Raw genomic sequence first — 23,635 nt, 5'->3', positions numbered from 1 at the left:
CCGTGACCGGGAAGGGCCGCCCGGCACGCCCGGACGGCGATCCGCTCCCGGGCCGCGCGCCGGCCGGCCCGTACGGGTGTCAGCGCTTGCGCCCCACCGCGCCGAACTGCGCGACCTCGACGGTGGTCGCCCCGCCGTCGCGCCAGCGCGCGCAGGAGACGATGCCCGGTTCCAGCAGGTCCAGGCCCCCGAGGAAGCCCGCGAACTCGGCACGGGTCCGGGCCGTGATGGGCGGTGTCGCGTTCTCGTTCCAGAACGCCATCGCCTCCGCGTTGCCCTCCCCGCCGAGCTCCAGCGTCGGGTGGGTGAGCGCGAGGTAACTGCCGGACGGAACGGCGTCCATGACGCGCCGCACGATCGCACCGGCCTCGTCCGTGTCGAGCACGAAGTTGAGGATGCCGAGCATCATCACGGCCACCGGCTGCGACAGGTCGAGCGTCCCCGCCGCGGCGCACAGGATGTCGTCGGGCCGGTGGGCGTCGGCGTCGATGTACTCGGTGCGGCCCTCGGGGGTGCTCGTGAGCAGGGCGCGGGCGTGGGTGAGCACGATCGGGTCGTTGTCGACGTACACGATCCGCGCGGAGGGGGCGATGCGCTGGGCGACCTCGTGGGTGTTGTCCACGGTCGGCAGTCCGGTGCCGATGTCGAGGAACTGGCGCACTCCGGCGTCACCGGCGAGATGGGTCACGACGCGGCCGAGGAACGCCCGGTCGGCGCGCGCGACATGACCGATGCTCGGGTACATCCCGGTTACCATGTCGCCCACTTGACGGTCAACCAGGTAGTTGTCCTTGCCGCCCAGCCAGTAGTTCCAGACGCGGGCGTTGTGGGCGATGTCGGTGCGGATCCTGTCCTGGCCGGTGTCCTCGGGCCCTGTCACGACGTGCGTCCCTTCCCGGTCCGGGAACCGCGCAGTACACGGGTGAGCGCGTCCACGCGGTTCGTGGTGATCGAGTCGACTCCGCGACCCACGAGCCTGCGCATCGTCCCAGGCGTGTCGGCCGTCCACACGGAGAGCATATGACCGCTCGCGTGGACCCGGTCCGCCAGCTCCCGGCTCACCAGCCCGAAGCGGTAGTTGAGCCAGCGCGGCCGCAGCGACGCGAGCAGCACGGGACGCGGTGGGGCGAGCGTCGTCCAGGTCAGCGCGATCTCCGCGTCCGGGTCGGCGTCCCGGACCGCGAGCATGCCGACGGGACCGCCCGTGTAGTAGACGCGGTCGGCGGCGCCACTCCGCTGCACCGTGCCGATGATCGTGCGCACGGCCGCCTCGTCCGCGCCCGGCAGGTCCAGCATGAGCCGGTGGCCGCCGACCGCCGCCAGTGCCTCCTCGAGGGTCGGCACCCCGCCGGAGGTCAGCCCGGTGAGCTGCGCATGGGAGAGCCGGGCCAGGGGCCGGTCGTGTCCCCAGAGCCGCTCGAGGGTGTCGTCGTGGAGCAGCACGGGCACACCGTCGCGGGTCAGCCGGACGTCGACCTCTACGGCGTCCGCGCCCCGGTCGACCGCGGCCCGCAGCGAGGGCAGGGTGTTCTCCCGCGCGACGTACGGATCTCCGCGATGTCCTACGACGGTCACACGGCGCATGGGCCGGACCTCACTTCGCGAGCCACTGCTCGGTGTACGCGTCGATCTCGCCCGCGATCCGGGCTTTTCCGGACGGGTCGAGGAACGACGCCTCCACGGCGTTCTTCGCGAGGGCGGCGACGCCCCGCTCGTCGAGCTCGAGCAGCCGGGCGGCCACCGCGTACTCGTTGTTGAGGTCGGTCCCGAACATCGGCGGGTCGTCGCTGTTGACGGTGACGAGCACGCCGGCCGACACCATCTCCTTGATCGGGTGCTCGTCGAGCGTGGCCACCGCCCGGGTGGCGATGTTGGAGGTCGGGCAGACCTCCAGCGGGATCCGGTGCTCGGCGAGGTGAGCCAGCAGCTCCGGGTCCTGCGGTGCGCTGGTGCCGTGGCCGATGCGCTCGGCCCGCAGGCCGTTCAGCGCGTCCCAGACGGTCTGGGGGCCCGTGGTCTCGCCGGCGTGCGGAACCGATCGCAGCCCGGCGGCTCTGGCGCGGTCGAAGTACGGCTTGAACTGGGGCCGGGGCACGCCGATCTCGGGCCCGCCGAGACCGAACGAGACGAGACCCTCGGGGCGCAGGTCGACGGCGAGCCGCGCGGTCTCCTCGGCGGCGTGGAGACCCGCCTCGCCGGGGATGTCGAAGCACCAGCGCAGCAGGACGCCGAGCTCGGTCTCGGCCGCCTTGCGGGCGTCCTCGATCGCCTCCATGAACCCCTGCTCGGGGATGCCGCGGTGGGTCGAGCTGAACGGGGTCACGGTGAGTTCCGCGTACCGGATGTTCTGCCGGGCCATGTCCCGGGCGACCTCGAACGTCAGCAGACGGACGTCGTCGGGGGTGCGGACCAGGTCCACGACCGACAGGTAGACCTCGATGAAGTGCGCGAAGTCGGTGAAGGTGAAGTACTCGGCGAGCGCCGCGGGGTCGAGGGGCACCTGGGAGTCGGGGTGCCTGGCCGCCAGCTCGGACACGATCCGCGGTGACGCCGAGCCCACGTGGTGCACGTGCAGCTCGGCCTTGGGAAGGCCCTCGATGAAGGGAAGCAGATCGGTCACCGGGTCCTCCGTGTGTGCTGTCCGTGCCGGTCAGGGATCATCGTAGGCGGGGCGGGTCGCGCGCGGAGCGGGCCCGTAGCATGACAAGTCCACGATGGGGGAGCCTCATGTCAGACCAGAGCGACCAGCGGCCGGGCGGGAACGGGCCGGAGGACCCGTGGGCCCCGCCGGAGCGCCGCTCCCCGCAGGACCCGCAGGACCCGCAGGACAAGGTGGAACTGGGCAAGAAGGACCGGCCCGGGCCGGGCAGCGCGGCGCCGGGCGGTCCTCCGGGCGTCCACGACCACCCCACGGTCACCTCCGTGCCGACCGGCGACCCGTTCGCCCCGCCAGGTGCCGGGACGGGCGCCGGGAGTGACGGGAGTGCCGTGCCCCCGCCGCCCATCGCCCCGGGCGGCCCCGGGCAGACGGCTCCGGGCCCTTACGGCTACCCGGCCGGAGCACCGGGCGCCACGTTCGGCGGATCGTCCTACGGGGCGCACGCCGGCTACCCGGGCTACCCCGGCTACGGCGCCGGCGGGTGGGCACCGGCGCCCGCGAACGGCATGGGGATCACCGCACTGGTGCTCGGCATCATCGCCGTCGTGGGGTTCTGCCTCTACGGACTCGGGATCGTCCTCGGCGTCCTGGCACTGATCTTCGGCTTCATCGGTCGTGCCCGTGCCCGGCGCGGCGAGGCGAACAACGGCGGGATGGCACTCGCCGGGATCATCCTCGGTGCGATCGGCATCGTGGTCGGTGCCGCCTTCCTCGGCCTCGTGATCTGGGCGGTCGCCAACGATCCGGACTTCCTCGAGCGGTCCGAGGAGGACCCCTGGGCGACGACGCTGACCGTGGCCACCGCGACGCGCTGAACCGGGCGGCCCCCCGCGCCGCCCGGTCCCGCCCATTACGGGGCCGAGGCCGCCGCCCACCTCACCCGGGAGACGCGCCGGCGGTCCCGACGCGCCTCACCCCGCCGTCCGGCCCGTCCTCAGCCGCTCCCGCACCTCCATCAGCGCGAAGCCCAGCAGATTCAGCCCGCGCCAGCGGGCCGGGTCGTTCGCCCGCTCGTCGTCGGCCGCCAGCCCGATGCCCCAGATCCGGTCCATCGGGCTCGCCTCCACCAGCACCCGCTCGCCGGTGCCCAGCAGGAACGCGGACAGTTCCGGGTGCTGCGAGAACTTGTGGACGTTGCCCTCGACGACGATGCCGAAGCGCTCGCGCTCCCAGGTCACGTCGCTGAAGCCGCGCACCAGCCGGCCCTCCTTCTTCGCCTGGGCCGGGCTCGCGGCCGCCACGGCCCTGCCCTCCGCCCCCGCGTCACCGAAGAGGCGGGCCTTGCGGGCCATCATCCAGTGCTCGGCGGTCGCATACTCGGTTCCGTCAACCGTGAACGGCGCCGGCCACCACTGGCTCAGGCAACCGGTGCCTATGGCACCGTCGGGGCGCGGCCTGTGGCCCCAGAAGTGCAGATATTTGACCCGTCTACCATTCCTGACCTGCTCTGTCAGAGCCTCGGCCGATACGTCGGTGATCCCCATGCACGCGAGTCTGGCATCCACCACTGACACTCCGTACGGGGATTCCCGTCCTGACGCGACACATGGTCGACCGATTCCGTCGCGTAACCAAAAGGCAACTACGGAATCACTTGTTGGCGAGGTGCGTCTCTGTCAGGATCGGCACTCACTTCGATCTGGAACTACGGAGAGCGTCATGGGCAACCGCTTCCAGGTGCAGGACCGTTTCAAGGACGGCGCACAGTACATCGACGGAGAGCTGCGCCCCGGCACATCGGGACGTAACCACGCAATCGTAGACCCCGCCACCGGGGAGCAGGTGCTCGCCTACGACCTGGCGGGCACCGACGACGTCGACGCGGCCGTCGCCGCGGCCCGGGCGGCCTTCCCCGGCTGGGCCGGCGCGACGCCCGGCGAGCGCTCCGACGCCCTGCACCGGTTCGCGTCCGTGCTCGCCGAGCAGGCCGAGGACCTCGCCCAGGCGGAATCGCTCCAGTGCGGGAAGCCGATCAAGCTCAGCCGGGAGTTCGACGTCCCCGGGACCGTCGACAACACCGCCTTCTTCGCGGGGGCCGCGCGCCATCTCCAGGGACAGTCCGCGGGCGAGTACAGCGGTGACCACACGTCGTACGTACGCCGGGAGCCGATCGGCGTCGTCGGCTCCATCGCCCCCTGGAACTACCCGCTCCAGATGGCCGCCTGGAAGGTCCTCCCGGCCATCGCCGCGGGCAACACGATCGTCCTCAAGCCCGCCGAGATCACCCCGCTGACCTCGCTGATGTTCGCCGAGGCCGCCACCGGGGCGGGCATCCCCGACGGCGTCCTCAACATCGTCACCGGCACCGGCAGGGAAGCGGGCGAGCACCTGGTCGGGCATCCGGACGTGGCCATGACCTCCTTCACCGGCTCGACCCCCGTCGGCAAGCGGGTCGCCGAGGTCGCCACGGCCACCGTCAAGAGGCTCCACCTGGAGCTCGGCGGAAAGGCGCCGTTCGTCGTGTTCGACGACGCGGACCTCGACGCGGCCGTGCACGGGGCGGTCGCCGGCGCGCTGATCAACAGCGGTCAGGACTGCACCGCGGCCACCCGCGCCTACGTCCAGCGCCCGCTCTACGACGCGTTCGTGTCCGGCGTCGCCGACCTGATGGCGACCGTGCGGCTGGGCGATCCCTTCGACCCGTCCACCGACCTCGGCCCGCTCGTCTCGCACACCCAGCGCGACCGGGTCGCCGGCTTCGTCGACCGGGCCCGCTCGTACGCCACCGTGGTCACCGGTGGCAGGGCACCCGGCGGCGACCTGGCGAACGGCGCCTACTACCTGCCCACGCTGATCTCCGGCGTCGCCCAGGACAGCGAGGTCGTCCAGTCCGAGATCTTCGGGCCCGTCCTGGTGGTCCTGCCCTTCGACTCCGACGACGAGGGCATCGCACTCGCCAACGACACCCCCCACGGGCTCGCCGCATCCGCCTGGAGCCGTGACGTGTACCGGACGGGCCGCGCCACCCGCGAGATCAAGGCGGGCTGCGTATGGATCAACGACCACATCCCGATCATCAGCGAGATGCCCCACGGCGGCTACAAGGCCAGCGGGTTCGGAAAGGACATGTCGGCGTACTCCTTCGAGGAGTACACGCAGGTCAAGCATGTGATGTACGACAACACCGCGGTGGTCAGGAAGGACTGGCACCGCACGATCTTCGGGGACCGATAGCAGCCACAGCCGTACGACCGAACGGCGACCCATTCCGAAAGGCAACACAGCGCATGAAGCAGTACCAGCCCGAGCGCCTCTCGGAGGCCCAGCTGGCCGCTATGCGGCGGAGCTTGACGAACGGCCGGGGCGCGCTCTCCCGCCGCTCCCTGCTGCGAGCGACGGGCGCAGGCGCGCTCACCATAGGTGGCATGGGCGCGCTGAACGCCTGCGGCATCCCGCCCGCCAAGCGCGAGGGCGCAGGGGCGGCGGCCTCCGACGACCACTCGGCCGAGGAGAAGCGGATCACCTTCTCCAACTGGACGCAGTACATCGACATCAGCGAGGACGAGAAGAGCCACCCGACGCTCGACGCGTTCACCAAGCGCACCGGTATCAGCGTCAAGTACACCGAGGACATCAACGACAACGTCGAGTTCTTCGGCAAGATCAGGCCGCAGCTCGCCGCCGGCCAGGAGACCGGGCGCGACCTGATCAACGTCACCGACTGGCTCGCCGCCCGCATCATCCGCCTCGGCTGGGCGCAGAAACTCGATCCCGCCAACCTGCCGAACGCGTACGCCCACCTGTCGCCGCAGTTCCGCAGCCCGGACTGGGACCCCGGGCGGGCCTACTCCTACCCCTGGACCGGCATCTCCACCGTCATCGCCTACAACTCCAAGGCGACCGGCGGCCGGAGGATCGAGAGCGTCTCCCAGCTGCTGGAGGACAAGTCGCTGCGCGGCCGGGTCGCCTGTCTCTCCGAGATGCGCGACACCATCGGGATGACCCTGCTCGACATGGGCAAGGACCCGGGCAAGGTCACCGGCGACGACTACAACGCGGCGATCGCGAAGGTCCAGCGGGCCGTCGACACCAAGCAGATCCGCCGCTTCACCGGCAACGACTACACCTCGGACCTGGACAAGGGCGACATCGCCGCCTGTCTGGCCTGGGCCGGGGACCTCGTCCAGCTCCGGGTGGACAACCCGGACATCCAGTTCGTCATCCCCGACGCCGGCTACATGACCTCAAGCGACAACCTGCTGGTCCCGGCCAAGGCCCGGCACAAGACCAACGCCGAGAAGCTCATCGACTACTACTACGAGCTCCCGGTCGCGGCCCAGCTCGCCGCCTACATCAACTACGTCTGCCCGGTCGAGGGCGTCGGCCCCGAACTCGCCAAGATCGACCCGGCGCTCGCCGAGAACACGCTGATCCTCCCGGACAAGGCCATGGCCGCGAAGTCCCATGCCTTCCGCTCGCTCAGCGGCGAGGAAGAGACGGCGTACGAAGAGAAGTTCGCCAAGCTCATCGGCGCCTGACCGTTCCTGCTTCCCTGCTCCCCTCTCGACACCTGGGACCGCGATCCATGACTGACAAGACAGCGGGCGGAGACGTCCGCCTCACCGGGATCAGCAAGACCTACGGCTCGTTCACGGCCGTGCACCCGCTGGACCTCACCGTCCCCGAAGGCTCGTTCTTCGCCCTGCTCGGCGCCTCCGGCTGCGGCAAGACCACCACGCTGCGGATGATCGCCGGCCTGGAGGACCCGACCACCGGCTCCGTCTTCCTCGGCGACAAGGACGTCACCGACCTCCCGCCGTACAAGCGACCGGTGAACACCGTCTTCCAGAGCTACGCCCTCTTCCCGCACCTGACCATCCACGAGAACGTCGCCTTCGGGCTCCGCCGCCGCGGCATCAAGTCCGTGAAGAAGCAGGTCGACGAGATGCTGGAGCTCGTCCAGCTCGGCGACAAGGCCAAGCACAAGCCCCATCAGCTCTCCGGCGGGCAGCAGCAGCGCGTCGCCGTCGCCCGCGCGCTCATCAACCACCCGCAGGTGCTGCTGCTGGACGAGCCGCTCGGTGCCCTCGACCTCAAGCTGCGCCGCCAGATGCAGCTGGAGCTCAAGCGCATCCAGACCGAGGTCGGCATCACCTTCGTCCACGTCACCCACGACCAGGAGGAGGCCATGACCATGGCCGACACGGTCGCGGTGATGAACGGGGGCCGGGTCGAGCAGCTGGGCGCCCCGTCCGACCTCTACGAGAACCCGCAGACGACGTTCGTCGCCAACTTCCTCGGCACCTCCAACCTCATCGAGGCCGAGGTCGCCGAGGCCGCCGGCGGCCAGGTCGTCGTCACCGCCGCCGACGCCAAGCTGCGGCTGCCCGCCGCGCGCTGCGCCACCCGGCCCCGTGCCGGGGGCAAGCTCCTCGTCGGTGTACGGCCCGAGAAGATATCCCTGGCGCACGCCGACGACGCCGGTGAGATCACCGAGGGGCGCAACCGGTTCACCGGGAAGATCGCGGACTCCAGCTTCATCGGCGTCTCCACCCAGTTCGTCATCGACAGCCCGGTCTGCCCCGAGCTGGAGGTGTACGTGCAGAACGTCGAGCGGGACCCGCGCCTGGTACCCGGCGCGGAGGTCGTCCTGCACTGGAACCCGGAGCACACGTTCGGCCTCGACGCCGCCCAGGACATAGACGCGGGCGTGGAGACGGTGGAGGAGACAGCATGACCGTCACCGAGGCACCCCCCGCCTCGCCCGCCCCGGCCGGGACGGGGCCGGTACCGCGCAAGCAGCCGGTGCGCCGCAAGCTCGTGCCCTACTGGCTGCTGCTGCCGGGCATCCTGTGGCTGCTGGTCTTCTTCGCCCTGCCGTTGGTCTACCAGGCCTCGACGTCCGTGCAGACCGGTTCCCTGGAGGAGGGCTACCAGGTCACCTGGCACTTCCAGACGTACTGGGACGCGCTGAGCGAGTACTACCCGCAGTTCCTGCGGTCCCTGCTGTACGCCGGCACGGCCACGATCCTGTGCCTGCTGCTCGGCTATCCGCTGGCGTACCTCATCGCGTTCAAGGCGGGACGCTGGCGCAATCTGCTGCTGGTGCTGGTCATCGCACCGTTCTTCACCAGTTTCCTGATCCGCACGCTCGCGTGGAAGACGATCCTCGCGGACGGCGGACCGGTGGTGGACGTCCTCAACACCGTCGGCTTCCTCGACGTCACCGGCTGGCTCGGGATGACCGAGGGCAACCGTGTGCTGGCCACACCTCTCGCCGTGGTCACCGGTCTGACGTACAACTTCCTGCCGTTCATGATCCTGCCGCTCTACACCTCGCTGGAGCGGATCGACCCACGGCTCCACGAGGCGGCGGGGGACCTCTACGCCAGGCCCTCGACCGCCTTCCGCAAGGTGACCTTCCCGCTGTCGATGCCGGGTGTCGTCTCCGGGACGCTGCTGACCTTCATCCCGGCGAGCGGCGACTACGTCAACGCCGAACTGCTCGGCTCCACCGACACCCGGATGGTCGGCAACGTCATCCAGTCGCAGTTCCTGCGGGTGCTCGACTACCCGACCGCGGCCGCGCTGTCGTTCATTCTCATGGCCGTCGTGCTGATCATGGTGACGGTCTACATCCGCCGGGCCGGTACGGAGGATCTCGTCTGATGTTGCGACTCTCAACGACGTGGATACGGCGCAACCTGGTGGTGATCGCGGGTGTGCTCACGCTCGCGTACCTGGTCCTGCCGAACGTCATCGTGATGGTGTTCTCCTTCAACAAGCCGGCCGGGCGCTTCAACTACTCCTGGCGGGAGTTCTCCACCGACGCGTGGCGGGACCCGTGCGGCGTCGCCGACATGTGCGACTCGCTCAGCCTGTCCCTGTGGATCGCGCTGTGGGCGACCATCGGTGCCACGGTCCTCGGCTCGATGATCGCCTTCGCGCTCGTCCGCTACCGCTTCCGGGCCCGCGGGGCGATCAACTCCCTGATCTTCCTGCCCATGGCGATGCCCGAGGTCGTCATGGCTGCCTCGCTGCTGACGCTCTTCCTCAACCTGGGGGCGGAGCTGGGTCCGACGACCATCCTCATCGCGCACACCATGTTCTGCCTCAGCTTCGTCGTGGTGGCGGTCAAGGCCCGGGTGATGTCGATGGACCCGAGGCTGGAGGAGGCCGCCAAGGACCTCTACGCGGGACCGGTGCAGACCTTCCTGAGGGTCACGCTGCCGATCGCCGCGCCCGGCATCGCCGCGGGCGCGATGCTCGCTTTCGCGCTCTCGTTCGACGACTTCATCATCACCAACTTCAACTCGGGCAACACCGTCACCTTCCCGATGTTCGTCTGGGGCTCGGCCCAGCGCGGCACGCCCGTCCAGATCAACGTCATCGGTACGGCCATGTTCGCCCTGGCGGTCATCGTCGTCGTCGCCGGTCAGATGATCAGCGGCCGGCGGAGGAAGACCGCACTGCCCAAGTAGCACCCGAAGGAGTGGAACCATGGCCCCAGCAGCCATGACCTTTGCCTCATCACTCTCCGACGCCCAGCCCGTCCCCTTCTGGCTGGAAGACCCCGGCAAGCCCGCCGCCCTGCCCGCCCTCACCGGCGACGAGCAGACCGATCTGCTCGTCGTCGGCGGCGGCTACAGCGGACTGTGGACCGCGCTCATCGCCAAGGAGCGCGACCCGCTTCGGGACGTCGTCCTGATCGAGGGCCGCGAGGTGGGCTGGGCCGCCTCGGGCCGCAACGGCGGCTTCTGCGCCGCCTCCCTGACCCACGGGCTCGCCAACGGCCTGGCCCGCTGGCCGGACGACATGCCCAGGCTGGAGGAACTCGGCGCGCGGAACCTCGACGCCATCGAGGCCGCCGTCGCCCGCCACGGCATCGACTGCGAGTTCGAGCGCACCGGTGAGATCGACGTGGCGACCGAGCCCCACCAGCTCGACGAGCTCCGCGAGATGCACGAGGAGGCCGGCCGGCTCGGCTTCGGCGGCCTGGAACTCCTCGACCGGGACGCCGTGCGCGCCGAGGTCGACTCCCCGACCTTCCTCGGCGGCCTGTGGGACCGGGAGGGGGTGGCCATGCTCCACCCGGCCAAGCTGGCCTGGGGCCTCAAGCGGGCCTGTCTCGACCTCGGCGTGAGGATCTACGAGAACACCCGGGCCCTCGACCTCTCCTCCGCCGGCGCCGGCATGGCCGTGCGCACCTCCTACGGGCGGGTCTTCGCCCGCCGGGTCGCGCTCGGCACGAACGTCTTTCCGTCGCTGGTCAAGCGGATCCGCCCGTACACCGTCCCGGTGTACGACTACGCCCTGATGACCGAACCGCTCTCGCCCGAGCAGCGTGCCGCGATCGGCTGGCGCAACCGGCAGGGCCTCGGGGACAGCGCGAACCAGTTCCACTACTTCCGGATCACCGCCGACGACCGGATCCTGTGGGGCGGCTACGACGCCATCTACCCGTACGGCGGGAAGGTCTCCGCCGAGATGGACCACCGGCCGGAGACGTACCTGAAACTGGCGGGGCAGTTCTTCGAGTGCTTCCCGCAACTGGAGGGCCTGCGCTTCACCCACGCCTGGGGCGGCGCGATCGACACCTGCTCCCGCTTCTCGGCGTTCTTCGGCACCGCGCACGGCGGAAGGGTCGCCTATGCCGCCGGTTACACGGGACTCGGCGTCGGCGCCACCCGCTTCGGCGCCGACGTGATGCTCGATCTGCTCGCCGGAGAGCAGACCGAGCGCACCGGGCTGGAGATGGTCCGCCGGAAGCCGCTGCCCTTCCCGCCCGAGCCGGTGGCCTGGGCCGGGATCGGCATCACCAAGTGGTCGCTGGCCCGGGCGGACGCCCGCGGCGGCCGGCGCAATCTGTGGCTGAGGACGATGGACCGCCTCGGCCTCGGCTTCGACAGCTGACACCTCCGCCGTCCGGCCGGGCCCCTCGGGGCCCGGCCGTTCGTGTCCCCGGCCGGTGCCGTGTCCCCGTGCCCCGTCCCGTGTCCCCATCCGCGCCCCGGTCGGTGTGCCCGTCCCGTGCTCCCGTCCGGTCCCGGATGAATTCCTGCACCGACTGCCCGAACCCGCGTCATAGCGCGGGCCCTTCCCGCTCTGACCGGGTGGACGCACGGACCGCGCACGCGGCGAGGCGGACGGAACGGAGGCTGTGGGAGATGAAGGGAACCGGGGGCCGGGGGATCGGCGGGGGCGTGGACTGGCTGGTGTCGGCGGCGCCCGACCCCGACGACTGGCGCAGGAGGTGGGAGAGCGACCCGAGGGGTGTCGCCCTGTTCCCCACGGGCGGACACTGGGACGTGCTCGTCCTGCCCGGCAGGATCGCCGGACCTGCGCTGGACGTCCTGACGCGGCTCACGGACCGGCCGGGACCGGTCCTCGCCCACTTCGGCATCGCCCGGGACGGCCGCAACCCGGCGCCGCGCATGGGCTTCTTCGTGCCGCCGGGCTCCTCGGAGCGCTGGGTCGGCACGGGCACCCACGCCGCGGGGCCCGGCGCCTGGGTGGTGCTGCCCTATCCGGGGCGCACCGCCGGGGGCGTGCGCTGGGTGGTCCTCCCGGACGGCTCGGGAACCCTCACCGACCCCGCGCTGCTGGAACTGTCGATGCACGAGGCCGTCGCCGCCGGCCGCGTGGGGGAGTGAGACGGGGGCGGTGGGCTGCCGGAGGTCTTGACGGCATGATCGGTCTGGACCGAGTTGCGCGGAAGGTGAACTGCGGCCCCTACCGGACCCACGGCACCTGGGGCCCACCGCACCTGGTCCGGCTTGCGCGGACCGATGGCCTGGTCGATCAACTGGGACCGGTTCGGCGGCTGGGAGTTCCAGCGCCTCTTCGACGCCTACCCCTGGAGCTGACCATGACGGCACCGGCCAGCAGCACCCCGCAGAGGGACCAGCTGGCGAGGACGTCCAGAGGCCAGTGGTGGCCGCGCAGTACCAGGCCGATGCCCGTCGCCAGCGTGAGCAGCACGGCGACGGGCATCAGCCGGCTGCCGACGAGGAGGGCGGCGCCGACGTACGCCACCATCGCGGTCGCGGCGTGGCCCGACGGGAAGTACCCCGTCTCCGGGGTCAGCGGTCCGGGCCGGTCGGTCAGCTCCTTCAGCGGTGCCACCAGCGCCGGTACGAGGGCCATGGCGACGACGACCGCCGCCGCGGGGCCCGGTCGGCGCCGGTGCAGCGCCAGACCGACGGCCGCGGCCAGGACCGGCAGTGCGACCTGCACGTTGCCGAGATCGGCGAGGAGTTCGGTGAGGCCCGCGGGTCCGTCGCCCACGACCGCCCGGTCGACGTGCTCGTCCAGTGCGCGCAGCGGTCCGTGCCCCACGACCTGCCAGGTGATCAGCGCGAAGAGCACGGCGCACAGCGCCGCGACGACGGCGGGGCCGCTGAGCGGGCCGAGGGATCCGCGGAAGTCGAAGGAGAAGGCCGGCCGCCCCGGAACAGGGGGGGTGGTTCCGGGGCGGCCGTGAGGACCGGTTTGCCGCGCGCCCCGGGGGGTTTGGGGCGGGCGGCCATCCGATCGGAGAGGAGATCCGGAGCGCGAGGCTCCGGTGGTGTGCGCGAGGGCACGGCCAGGGCGGGGCTGGGGAGGCCACGCCATGGAGTCGCCCGCAGTCCCCTGCGAGCGGGGTGTTTCTCTCATCTGCGGAAACCGTACGGCAGCAGGAGGGGGACCGACAGCGGGAATGCGATCCCGCCATTGGCCCCCCACACGTTCTTCACAGAGAGCGCGCGATTACGGGCGGTCACACCCCGCCCGGCCCGCTCAGACGCCCGCGAGCGCCGACTCGATGACGTCCAGACCCTCGTTCAACAGGTCCTCGCCGATCACCAGCGGGGGCAGGAAGCGGAGCACGTTGCCGTAGGTGCCGCAGGTGAGCACGAGGACGCCCTCGGCGTGGCAGGCCTTGGCGAGGGCGCCGGCGGCCTCCGGGTTCGGCTCCTTGGTGGCGCGGTCCCTGACCAGCTCGATGGCGATCATGGCGCCGCGGCCGCGGATGTCGCCGATGATGTCGAACTTCTCCGCCATCGAGGACAGGCGGCCCTTCATGACCTCCTCGATGCGCTTGGCCTTGCCGTTGAGGTCCTGCTCGCGCATGGTCTCGATGGCCCCGAGCGCACCGGCGCAGGCGACCGGGTTGCCGCCGTAGGTGCCGCCGAGGCCGCCCGCGTGCGCGGCGTCCATGATCTCGGCGCGGCCGGTGACGGCGGACAGCGGCAGACCGCCGGCGATGCCCTTGGCGGTCGTGATCAGGTCCGGGACGATGCCCTCGTCCTCGCAGGCGAACCACTGGCCGGTGCGGCAGAAGCCGGACTGGATCTCGTCCGCGACGAAGACGATGCCGTTGTCCTTGGCGAACTGCGCGATCGCCGGGAGGAAGCCCTTGGCCGGCTCGATGAAGCCGCCCTCGCCGAGGACCGGCTCGATGATGACCGCGGCGACGTTGTCCGCGCCGATCTGCTTGGTGATCTGGTCGATGGCCTGGGCGGCGGCCTCGGGGCCGCAGTTGTCCGGGCCGGTGGGCCAGCGGTAGCCGTAGGCGACCGGGACGCGGTACACCTCGGGGGCGAACGGGCCGAAGCCGTTCTTGTACGGCATGTTCTTCGCGGTCAGTGCCATGGTGAGGTTGGTGCGGCCGTGGTAGCCGTGGTCGAAGACGACGACGGCCTGGCGCTTGGTGTAGGCCCGCGCGATCTTGACGGCGTTCTCGACGGCCTCGGCGCCGGAGTTGAACAGCGCGGACTTCTTGGCGTGGTCGCCCGGCGTGAGCTCGGCCAGGGCCTCGCAGACCTCGACGTAACCCTCGTAGGGCGTGACCATGAAACAGGTGTGGGTGAAGTCCGCGAGCTGCGCGGAGGCCCGGCGTACGACGGCCTCGGCGGAGGCGCCCACGGTGGTCACGGCGATGCCGGACCCGAAGTCGATCAGACGGTTGCCGTCGATGTCCTCGATGATGCCGCCGCCGGCGCGGGCGGTGAACACCGGCAGCACGGAGCCCACGCCGCCCGCGACCGCGGAGAGACGGCGGGCCTGCAGCTCCTGCGACTTGGGGCCGGGGATGGCGGTGACGACGCGGCGCTCCTGCGGAATTGCGCTCATGAGGGCTCCTGGGGGGTGTTTCCGGACGCACTTCTTCCTTCTTCGCAGGCTAGGTCCGGGTCGGGGGGTCCGGCATGCTCCGTTCGGTAGTGGTGGGGGCGTGTCCTTGTCCGTGACGGACATAGAGCCGGATACCGGCGGGGTGCGGGTGCGCGCGGTTCGGGGTGGCAGGCGGGTACGGACGTGCGGCGCCTCGGAGCGCGGTTCCGGCGCAGGGCCGGGCAGGAGTGCCCGGCCGGGGCGCCCCGGGGCGCGGGGCGGCCGGTAGCACCCTGCCGGGAGTTGCCGCCGAGGGGGGCCCGGCCGGGAGGCGTGGAGGAGCGGGCGGGCCCGGACCGCGGTGCGGGCGACGCGCGGGCCGAGCCGTGGCCGCTTCCCCGCAGGTCCCGCCCGCGACTTCGGGTCCCGCCCCCGGCCGTGCGCACCGGCCGCCGCGCTCGCGGTGCGGGATCGCTGAACTCCCCGGCGGCGGGCACTAGATTGACGGTGGCACAGACGCGCGGACCTGGCTGGTCAGGGGGCAGGGGTTCATGGAGACCGAAGGTACGTACGACGCACGCGGAGCCCGATCCGGCGGCACCGGCAGCGCACGGCCCGTCCCGCGTCCCGCGGGCCCACCACCGATGCCGTCCGCCGCCCCACCGATGCCGTCCGCCGTCCCGCCGGTGCCGTCCCGCGCCTCCGTCGCCGACTGGCTGCGCACCCCGCGGCCCGACGCCGAACCGGGCGTCTGGCGGCTGGGGCACCGGCCGCGCCCGGCGGAGGAGCCGGAGCTCGTCCCGGCGCGGCGGCTCTTCACGGGTGCGCTGATCTCGTCGCTCTGTGCGCTCTTGCTCTGGTCGCTGTACGACAACTACTACATTCCGTACTGGCTGGACCCGCACTTCTGGGCCGGAGCGCTGGTCAAACTCTCCGACAACGCCGCGATCAAGGGTGTGATCGGATGGGCCGTCGACGCGCTGCTGATCGTGGGAATGGTGGTCTTCTTCGGCCGCCTCGGCAATTGGCCGGAGATCGGCCGCCGCTTTCTGCTGCCCTCGGTAAGGGCCTTCCGCCCACGGGGAACGTCGTCCGACCCTGCCCCCGTCCTGCCGGGCGGGCCCGACGACCCGACCGAGTGGCCCCAGCTGCGCCGGGTGGGGCAGTCCGTCGTCGCCGAACGGCTGGCCGAGGAGGTCCGGGCCGGGCGGATGAACGATGTCGACTACGCGCGGATCCGGCGTGCCTGGTACTCCGTCGAAGCCGACCCGAAGCGGTTGAGTGCATTCTCGGACGATGTGGAGCGGCTTGGAGCCGGTGCGTTCGTACATCCCTCCGGGGCGAGGGATCTGCCGGTGCGCACCGCCGTGCACGACCTCGCCGTGAACCAGGTCAGGATCGGCACCGCCGCCGACCACCCCCGCAACCCCTACGCCCGCCGCACCACCGGAGTCGCTCTGGAACCCGCGCTGCTCGGCACCTCGCTGCTCGCCGTCGGGCCGTCCGGGTCGGGGAAGACCGTGCGGCTCGTGCGACCCGTGGTGGAGGCCATGTGCCTGCAGGCGCTGGCGAACCGTGCCGCCGTCGTCGCCGTCACCGCGCACGGCACGGCGCTCGCCCCCGACGAAGCGTTCGACCTGGTCATCGCCCCCGGCCGGCCGGAGTCCACACACGACCTCGACCTCTACGGCGGCAGCGACGACCCCGACGAGGCCGCCCGGACCCTCGCCGAGGCGCTCGTCGGGGACCTTTCGGCCGACGGCCGGCGGGCCGCCACCGCCCTCGCGCAGCTCATCGGGCCGTACCGCGGCGTCCACGGCCGTTTCCCCGCGGTGCCCGAACTGCGCGACCTCCTCGGTGGCGTGCCCGGGGCGCTGGACGGGCTGCGTGCCGCCCTGCAGGCCGCGGGCGAGACGTCGCAACTGAGGGAACTGGACGCGCGGGCACGGCAGTCGGAGCGCGCCGACGACATCGGGGTGCTGCTCGCGGAGCGGATCGCATACCTCGACCGGCCGGCGTTCGCCGGGTTCTTCCGCACCGGCGCGCCCGGCCGGCAGTTCTCGCTGCGGGCCGTCGAGCACCCGCTGAGGGTGCGGATCGACCTCCCGGAACGCGGTCACGCCGAGGCGTCACGGATCATCGCCCGGCTCGTCCTCGCCCAGTTCACCGAGGCCGCTCTCAGCCGCTCGGACCGCTCGCTGTTCGCCTGCCTGGTTCTGGACGACGCCACCCACACGGTCACCCCCGACTCCGTCAGGGCCGTACAGCGGCTGCGCTCCGCGCACGCCGGGGTGGTGCTGACGCTGCGGACCCTGGAGGACGTGCCGGAGGCGTTGCGGGGGCCGCTGCTGGGTGCCGTCGGATGCCGGATGGCGTTCGCCGGGCTCGGGGCGTGGGACGGCGGCCGGTTCGCCGAGTCCTGGGGCAAGGAATGGGTCCAGACCAAGGACGTGACCAACCGGCAGATCGTCTCCGACGAGCCGCTGACCAAGGCGCTGCACTTCATGCGCCGGGTCGTGACGGGCAGGGCCGCGACGGCCGAGGCGGTGACGGTGCGTGAGGTCGAGCGGGAGCGCTGGTCGGCGTCCGAGCTGGCGCACTTCGTGCCGGCCGGGCACGCCGTGCTCTCCCTGACGTCGGTCCGCGGCGAGCGCACACCGCCCCTCCTGGTGGATATGCGGAACTGAGCCGGGTAACCGTACGCGGTGGCAGAATCGAGCTACGCCGTTCATACGGGACGGCAAAATAGGCCCAGAAGCATCCACCCTCTGCCGAAAGTCCGCGGTCCCATGCCGGTCACCCTCGCTTCCCTCGTCCAGCACTCCGCGCTCAAGCTGGCCGTCCGCGCCGGGGAGGACCGTCTGGGTACCCCCGTGCGCTGGGTGCACGCCAGCGAGCTGGCGGACCCCGTGCCGTACATGGAGGGCGGCGAGCTGCTGCTCGTCACCGCGATGACCCTCGACGCCGCCGACCGGGAGGCGATGCGCCGCTATGTGCGGCGGCTCGCGGGGGCGGGCGTCGCCGGACTGGGCTTCGCCGTCGGGGTCAACTACGACGACGTCCCGGACGCGCTGCTGGAGGCGGCCGAGGCCGAGGACTTCCCCCTTCTCGAAGTGCCACGGCGCACGCCTTTCCTGGCCATCAGCAAGGCGGTCTCCGCGGCCATCGCGGCCGATCAGTACCGAGCCGTCACCGCCGGCTTCGAGGCCCAGCGCGAGCTGACGCGCGCCGCGCTCGCCGAGGGCCCCGCGGCCCTGCTCGCGAGGCTCGCCGCCCACGTGGACGGCTGGGCCGCGCTCTACGACGCCTCCGGTGCCGTCGTCGCCGCCGCGCCCGAATGGGCCGTCCGGCGCGCGGCGCGGCTCACGGGCGACGTGGAGCGCCTGCGGGAGCGCCCCGCTCCCGCCAGCGCGGTCGTCGGCGGTACGGAGGACCGCGTCGAACTCCAGTCGCTGGGCACGGGTAGGCGGGTCCGCGGCGCGCTCGCGGTCGGCACCGGAGCGCCGCTCGGCACCGCCGAGCGCTACGCCGTGCACTCCGCGGTGGCCCTGTTGACCCTCACCACGGAACGATCGCGCTCGCTGCAGGCCGCCGAGCAGCGGCTCGGCGCGGCGGTGCTGAGGATGATGCTCTCGGGCCTGCCTGATCACGCCAGGACGGTCGCCGGGGACCTGTACGGAGGGCTTCTGGACGCTCCGTTCCGGCTGCTCATCGCCGAACCGTCCGGCGAACCGGACCCCGCGGCCGAGCACCCCGCGCACGCCTTCGCCGAAGCGCTGGAGGCCGCCGCCTCCCGGGCCGGTGAGTCCGTGCTCACCGTGTGGGAGAGCGACGGCAGGCTCGTGGTCCTCGCCGCCGACGGGGGAGCGGTCGCGCTCGCGTGCGAGCCGTACACCGAACGCGAGACGGAGGAGGCGGGGGTGGCCGTCGGCATGTCCGCGCCGGCCGGCCCGATCGCGGCCGCCACGGCGTACAAGCAGGCCGAGCAGGCCCTCTCCGTCGCCCGCAGGCGGGGCAGGGCGCTCGTCGAGCACGAGGAGCTCGCGGCGGGCTCCGTGCTGCCGCTGCTCGCGGACGACGCGGTGCGCGCCTTCGCCGACGGAATGCTGCGAGCCCTGCGGGAGCACGACGCGACCGGCCGCGGCGACCTCGTGGCCTCCCTGCGCGCCTGGCTCTCCCGACACGGCCAGTGGGACGCGGCCGCGGCCGACCTGGGTGTCCACCGCCACACCCTGCGCTACCGCATGCGGCGCGTGGAGGAGATCCTCGGCCGCTCCCTGGACGATCCGGACGTGCGCATGGAACTCTGGCTGGCCCTGAAGGCGACCGAGACCCCGCTGCCGGCTCCGGCCCCGGAACCGCCGCTGAGCCGTTGAGCCGTCCGCGACCCCGCCCGGAGCCGATCTCCCGCGCCCCTGCCCGGAGCCGACGTCCCCGCCCCCCGGGGCACCGAGCCGGTCCCGGGACGGAGGTCGGGGCCGGCGGCCCCCTCGGCCGCCGGCCCCGACCGCCGTCCCGTGGAGACGCCCAGCCAGGGGGCCGGCGGCACGCAGACCGCCCTGCCACACGATCCAGCCGGAGAAATTCCCCCTGCGCTGCCCGAATTCGGGCAGAAAACATGGTGTTCGGTCCTCGAACTGCCTAGGGTCCTCCCTCGTGATCACCAGTCGGGCGGGGGCATCCGTCCGGCCGTCCACGAGACGGGAAGGACCGATGACACAACCCGCGGCAGACGCCGGCAACCCCACTCCCGGAGCCCCCACTCCCGGCTCGCCCGGCGCGAGCAGCCCCCCGGCCGGGCCCGCCACCGCGGCCGGCACCCCGCCCGGCACGGGAACGGGCGCGGAACGCGGCGCCGGCCCCGTGGCCGCCCTCCTCTCCGAACCCGGTTCCGCGCCCGCCGCCGACTCCGGCTTCGGGCCCGCGTCCGGCCGCCGGACGTCAGGGCCGGTCTGGGCGGCGCTCGCCATCGTCTACGTCGTGTGGGGGTCCACGTACCTCGGCATCCGCGTGGCCGTGGAGACCATGCCGCCGTTCCTGTCGGCCGGAGCGCGGTTCGTCGTCGCCGGGCTGCTCCTCGCCGCGATCGTCGCCTGGCGCCGGGGACCGTCCGCGCTGCGTGCCACCCGCGCCCAGCTGGTCTCCGCCGCCGTGGTCGGGCTGCTGCTGCTCCTCGGCGGCAACGGGCTCGTGGTCCTCGCCGAGACGGCCGTCCCCTCCGGACTCGCCGCCCTGCTGGTAGCCGTCGTCCCGGCCTGGGTCGTCGTGCTGCGGAGGGCGTCCGGCGAGCGACCCGGCACCGGAGCGTACGGCGGTGTCCTCCTCGGGCTCGCGGGGCTCGCCGTGCTGACCCTGCCGGGGCTGAGCGGCGACGTCCGCCTCTGGGGCGTGCTGACCGTGATCGCCGGGACCGTCATGTGGGCGGTGGGCTCTTTCTCCTCCTCCCGTATCCCCATGCCGGCCGACCCGTTCGCGGCGAGCGCCTACGAGATGGTCGCGGGCGGCATCGGCTGTCTGCTCGTCGGGTTGGGCCGCGGTGAACAGCGGGGCTTCGTGCTCGCCGAGGTGTCCGGCCGCTCCTGGACCGCCCTCGCCTACCTCGTCGTCTTCGGCTCGCTGATCGCGTTCACGGCGTACGCCTGGCTGCTGCACTCCGCCCCGCTCTCGCTCGTGGCCACCTACGCCTACGTCAACCCGGTCGTCGCCGTACTCCTCGGCGCGCTGATCCTCGGGGAGCGGCTGACCTGGCCGATCGCCGTCGGCGGCGCGGTCGTCGTGGCCGGCGTCTGCCTGATCGTCAGTACCGAACGCCGCCGCTGACACCTGCCGAGCCCCGCCCATCCCGGTGCGGCGGGCGACCGGAGACCCGCGCACTCGCCAAAGCGGCAGGGCGAACCGGTCGACCACTCCAACGCGGACAACCCACGTTCCGGCCCGGCCGCCCTAACGTGTGAGAAGAGGCAACCCACTACTTCGGAAGGGCCGGGACCCCCAAATGACTTCCACCCACGCCTTCTGGCTCGCCGGCCGCCAGGCCACCGGCGAGACGACCTTCGACGTGACCTCCCCCTGGGACGGCCGTCCCGTCGGCACGGTCGCCGTCCCGACCGACGCTCAGGTCGAGGAGGCCGTTGCCGCCGCCCACGCCGTCGTGGACGAGTTCGCCGCGACCCCGGCCCATGTCCGCGCCGCCGCCCTCGACCATGTCTCCCGGCGCCTCGTCGAGCGCACCGAGGAGATCGCCCAGCTGATCTCCGCCGAGAACGGCAAGCCCGTCAAGTGGGCCCGCGGCGAGGTCGGCCGTGCGGTCTCCGTCTTCCGGTTCGCCGCCGAGGAGGCCCGTCGGTTCAACGGCGGCGAGGCCCAGCGCCTCGACACGGACGCCGGCGGCCAGGGGCGCCTCGCCCTCACCCGCCGCTTCCCGAAGGGCGTCGTCCTCGGGATCGCGCCGTTCAACTTCCCGCTGAACCTGTGCGCCCACAAGATCGCCCCGGCCATCGCCGTCGGCGCGCCGATCATCCTCAAGCCCGCTCCGGCCACCCCGCTGTCCGGTCTGGTCCTCGGCGAGCTGCTCGCCGAGACCGAGCTGCCCACCGGCTCCTGGTCGGTGCTGCCGGTCCCGAACGACAAGATGCCCGCCCTCGTCCAGGACGAGCGCCTCCCGGTCATCTCCTTCACGGGCTCCGACAAGGTCGGCTACGCGATCATGGACTCGGTGCCGCGCAAGCACTGCACCCTGGAACTCGGCGGCAACGGCGCGGCCGTCGTCCTCGCCGACTTCGCCTCCGAGGAGGACCTGGACTGGGCGGCGACCCGTATCGCCACCTTCTCCAACTACCAGGGCGGCCAGTCCTGCATCTCCGTGCAGCGCGTGATCGCCGACGCCTCGGTGTACGACCGGCTGCTGCCGAGGATCGTCGCCGCGGTCGAGGCGCAGAACACCGGAGACCCGTCGGACCCGTCCACCGACGTCGGCCCGCTGGTCAGCGAGGACGCCGCCAAGCGCGTCGAGTCCTGGGTCGACGAGGCGGTCGAGGCCGGTGCCCTGCTCCACACCGGTGGCAAGCGCGACGGCGCCTCCTACGCCCCGACCGTGCTCACCGGGGTTCCGGCGCACGCCACCCTCGCCTGCGAGGAGGTCTTCGGGCCGGTCCTCACCGTCCAGAGCGTCGACGGCGAGGCCGAGGCCTTCGCGGCGGTCAACAGCTCCAAGTACGGCCTCCAGGCAGGCGTGTTCACCCACGACCTGCAGACCGCGTTCCGTGCCCATCGGGAACTGGAGGTCGGTGGCGTGATCGTCGGCGACGTGCCGTCCTACCGTGCCGACCAGATGCCCTACGGCGGTGCCAAGCAGTCCGGCGTCGGCCGCGAGGGCGTGAAGTTCGCGATGGACGACTACACGTACGAGCGGGTGCTGGTCCTCACCGGGCTCGCTCTGTAGTACCTCCCCGACCGGCGGCCGGAGCCCACTGTGCGGGGGCTCCGGCCGTCCCCTTTGCATCCCGTCCGACCGGCGAACGACCTCCGGACCCCGGTGGTTCTCGGCCGCGTCGGGTGCGCCGGGTCGGACGGTGCAGCAGGGCATGGACCGCCGCCTCGTCGGGGACGGAGCCCGTGCCGGGGATCAACCCGGCCGGCGGCGACGCGGAGCGGACGTCCGGCTGCCGGAGCAAGGGATTGCCTGGAGGGATGAGGTCAGCCCGCAGGCGTGGTCCGGCGGCCGGTCGCGGCGCGCAGGATCACGGCGAGAGCCACCAGGACGATGCCGAACCGAATGACGCTCGGGACGCCCAGGTGGTCGGCGAACAGGCCGCCGATGAGGGCACCCAGGGCGATGCAGGTGTTGTAGGCCATGGTGTTGAGCGACATCGCGGCCTCGAAGGTCTCGGGAGCCGCCGCGAGCGTCATGTTGATCTGGCTGAGCTGGACGACACCGAAGGCGAGGCCCCACAGGACCATGGCGGCGATCACGCCGATGTCGTTCGTGCCGGCGGTCAGCAGCATGACGAGTGCGCCGATCAGGACCAGGCCGCCCACGATGAAGCTGCCCCGCAGGCTCTTGTTGACGGTCCGGCCGCCGATGAAGTTGCCGATCGCGCCGCCGATACCGAAGACGACGAGGACGACGGTGATGAAGCCGACGGTGGCGGACGCACTTTCCTCCAGGTAGGGACGGACGAAGGTGTAGGCACCGAAGTGGCCGAGGACGAAGAGGACGACCATGACCAGGACCACGCGCAGCGGCACGTTCCTGACGGGCAGTCCGAAGACCTCGCGGACCGGGACCGCGTTGGCCGACGGCAGTGACGGGATCGTGAAGGCGACCGCGAGGAACACCAGGGCGCTGAGGCCGGCCCAGATGAGGAAGGTGGCGCGCCAGTCGCCGGCGCTCTCCAGCAGGGTGCCGAGCGGGATGCCGACGACGGTGGCGATCGAGATGCCGGACATCACGACGGCGGCGGCCCGGTTGGCGTGCTTCTCGGGGACGATGCGCATGGCCATGCTGACGCCGATGGCCCAGAAGACGCCGCTGGCGAAGCCCATGAGCAGGCGGGTGCACAGGATCAGCGGGTAGTTCGGGGCGATCGAGGTGACCAGGTTGCCGACGGTCAGGACGGCCAGCAGCGTGGTCAGCAGCCGGCGCCGGTTGACGCGCCGCGTCCACGCCACGATGAACGGCACGCCGAGACCGGCCGCGACACCCTGCGCCGTGACCATGAGGCCGGCCGCGCCCACGGAGACGTGGAGGCTCTCACTGAGCGGGGTGAGCAGGCCGATCGGCATCAGTTCGGTGGTGAGGAAGACGAACAGACTTGCGGTGATGGCGGCCACACCCAGCCATCCCCGGGCCGGGGACGCCGGCTTCTGCGGCGCGACGGGGGTGCCTGTCTCTTCTTGAATGGTCATGTCATCTCTCCGGACGTGGTCGTCGGGCGTGGTGCG

19 protein-coding genes are annotated in these 23,635 nt (G+C 72.0%); 12 read left to right on the top strand and 7 right to left on the bottom strand.

All coding sequences use genetic code 11. The features are described from left to right. Positions 1-79: 79 nt before the first annotated feature. Genes O7595_RS08590 through O7595_RS08580 form a run of 3 tightly spaced genes read right to left on the bottom strand, consistent with a single transcriptional unit; the run spans position 80 to position 2,620 of the window. Positions 80-880 (bottom strand): SAM-dependent methyltransferase, encoded by an 801-nt coding sequence (locus tag O7595_RS08590; RefSeq protein ID WP_269728138.1) that lies wholly within the window; start codon positions 878-880, stop codon positions 80-82. Beyond that, positions 877-1,584: a glycerophosphodiester phosphodiesterase gene (locus O7595_RS08585; RefSeq protein WP_269728137.1), complete on the bottom strand. Its 708-nt coding sequence runs from the start codon at positions 1,582-1,584 to the stop codon at positions 877-879. Before O7595_RS08585 ends, O7595_RS08590 begins: the two co-directional genes overlap by 4 nt. A 10-nt stretch (positions 1,585-1,594) precedes the next feature. Then, the gene (locus O7595_RS08580; protein ID WP_269728136.1) at positions 1,595-2,620 is read right to left on the bottom strand and encodes an adenosine deaminase; all 1,026 of its coding nucleotides are present in this window, start codon (positions 2,618-2,620) and stop codon (positions 1,595-1,597) included. 107 nt (positions 2,621-2,727) lie between these two features. On the opposite strand from O7595_RS08580, the gene O7595_RS08575 reads away from it, so the two are divergent. Further along, a complete protein-coding gene (locus O7595_RS08575; RefSeq protein ID WP_269728135.1) occupies positions 2,728-3,474 on the top strand; it encodes a DUF4190 domain-containing protein in 747 nt (248 codons plus the stop codon). A 96-nt stretch (positions 3,475-3,570) separates the two neighbouring features. On the opposite strand, the gene O7595_RS08570 is transcribed toward O7595_RS08575, so the two are convergent. Continuing rightward, positions 3,571-4,143: an NADAR family protein gene (locus tag O7595_RS08570; RefSeq protein WP_269728134.1), complete on the bottom strand. Its 573-nt coding sequence runs from the start codon at positions 4,141-4,143 to the stop codon at positions 3,571-3,573. 175 nt (positions 4,144-4,318) lie between these two features. Here O7595_RS08570 and O7595_RS08565 point away from each other — a divergent pair, with 175 nt between their 5' ends. From O7595_RS08565 to O7595_RS08535, 7 genes are all read left to right on the top strand, one after another. Further along, a complete protein-coding gene (locus O7595_RS08565; protein WP_269728133.1) occupies positions 4,319-5,833 on the top strand; it encodes a gamma-aminobutyraldehyde dehydrogenase in 1,515 nt (504 codons plus the stop codon). Between the two features lie 53 nt (positions 5,834-5,886). Then, the gene (locus tag O7595_RS08560; RefSeq protein ID WP_269728132.1) at positions 5,887-7,137 is read left to right on the top strand and encodes a polyamine ABC transporter substrate-binding protein; all 1,251 of its coding nucleotides are present in this window, start codon (positions 5,887-5,889) and stop codon (positions 7,135-7,137) included. Between the two features lie 47 nt (positions 7,138-7,184). Beyond that, the gene (locus O7595_RS08555; RefSeq protein WP_269728131.1) at positions 7,185-8,336 is read left to right on the top strand and encodes an ABC transporter ATP-binding protein; all 1,152 of its coding nucleotides are present in this window, start codon (positions 7,185-7,187) and stop codon (positions 8,334-8,336) included. Then, complete coding sequence (locus O7595_RS08550) at positions 8,333-9,268, top strand: ABC transporter permease (protein ID WP_269728130.1); 936 nt, start codon at positions 8,333-8,335, stop codon at positions 9,266-9,268. The genes O7595_RS08555 and O7595_RS08550 overlap by 4 nt, the downstream gene beginning before the upstream one ends. Continuing rightward, entirely contained in the window at positions 9,268-10,080 is an 813-nt protein-coding gene (locus tag O7595_RS08545) for an ABC transporter permease (RefSeq protein ID WP_269728129.1), read from the top strand. The genes O7595_RS08550 and O7595_RS08545 overlap by 1 nt, the downstream gene beginning before the upstream one ends. Before the next feature lie 19 nt (positions 10,081-10,099). Further along, positions 10,100-11,512: an NAD(P)/FAD-dependent oxidoreductase gene (locus tag O7595_RS08540; RefSeq protein ID WP_269728128.1), complete on the top strand. Its 1,413-nt coding sequence runs from the start codon at positions 10,100-10,102 to the stop codon at positions 11,510-11,512. Positions 11,513-11,766: 254 nt separating this feature from the next. Continuing rightward, a complete protein-coding gene (locus tag O7595_RS08535; RefSeq protein WP_269728127.1) occupies positions 11,767-12,252 on the top strand; it encodes a hypothetical protein in 486 nt (161 codons plus the stop codon). A 148-nt stretch (positions 12,253-12,400) separates the two neighbouring features. On the opposite strand, the gene O7595_RS08530 is transcribed toward O7595_RS08535, so the two are convergent. Then, the gene (locus tag O7595_RS08530; RefSeq protein WP_443071584.1) at positions 12,401-12,967 is read right to left on the bottom strand and encodes a phosphatase PAP2 family protein; all 567 of its coding nucleotides are present in this window, start codon (positions 12,965-12,967) and stop codon (positions 12,401-12,403) included. A 411-nt stretch (positions 12,968-13,378) separates the two neighbouring features. Continuing rightward, positions 13,379-14,713 (bottom strand): 4-aminobutyrate--2-oxoglutarate transaminase, encoded by a 1,335-nt coding sequence (gabT, locus tag O7595_RS08525; protein ID WP_269728125.1) that lies wholly within the window; start codon positions 14,711-14,713, stop codon positions 13,379-13,381. Positions 14,714-15,243: 530 nt separating this feature from the next. Between gabT and O7595_RS08520 the strand changes: the two genes are divergently transcribed. The 4 genes from O7595_RS08520 (at position 15,244) to O7595_RS08505 (ending at position 22,133) form a co-directional block, all read left to right on the top strand. After that, the gene (locus tag O7595_RS08520) at positions 15,244-17,379 is read left to right on the top strand and encodes an ATP-binding protein (protein WP_269728124.1); all 2,136 of its coding nucleotides are present in this window, start codon (positions 15,244-15,246) and stop codon (positions 17,377-17,379) included. Positions 17,380-17,481: 102 nt separating this feature from the next. Beyond that, on the top strand, positions 17,482-19,068 hold the full coding sequence (locus tag O7595_RS08515; protein WP_269728123.1) for a PucR family transcriptional regulator: 1,587 nt from the start codon (positions 17,482-17,484) through the stop codon (positions 19,066-19,068). A 337-nt stretch (positions 19,069-19,405) separates the two neighbouring features. Continuing rightward, positions 19,406-20,512, top strand: coding sequence for an EamA family transporter (locus O7595_RS08510; RefSeq protein ID WP_269728122.1), 1,107 nt, complete (start codon positions 19,406-19,408; stop codon positions 20,510-20,512). 175 nt (positions 20,513-20,687) lie between these two features. Next, positions 20,688-22,133 carry an aldehyde dehydrogenase family protein gene (locus O7595_RS08505; protein WP_269728121.1) on the top strand — a complete coding sequence of 482 codons (1,446 nt, stop codon included), beginning with the start codon at positions 20,688-20,690 and terminating at the stop codon, positions 22,131-22,133. A gap of 254 nt (positions 22,134-22,387) precedes the next feature. On the opposite strand, the gene O7595_RS08500 is transcribed toward O7595_RS08505, so the two are convergent. Beyond that, positions 22,388-23,599 carry an MFS transporter gene (locus O7595_RS08500; protein WP_269728120.1) on the bottom strand — a complete coding sequence of 404 codons (1,212 nt, stop codon included), beginning with the start codon at positions 23,597-23,599 and terminating at the stop codon, positions 22,388-22,390. Positions 23,600-23,635 lie beyond the last annotated feature (36 nt).

Origin of the sequence: Streptomyces sp. WMMC940, assembly GCF_027460265.1 — a bacterium.
In the GTDB taxonomy this organism is placed as follows: Bacteria; Actinomycetota; Actinomycetes; order Streptomycetales; family Streptomycetaceae; genus Streptomyces.
This window is presented reverse-complemented; position numbering and strand designations above follow the sequence as displayed.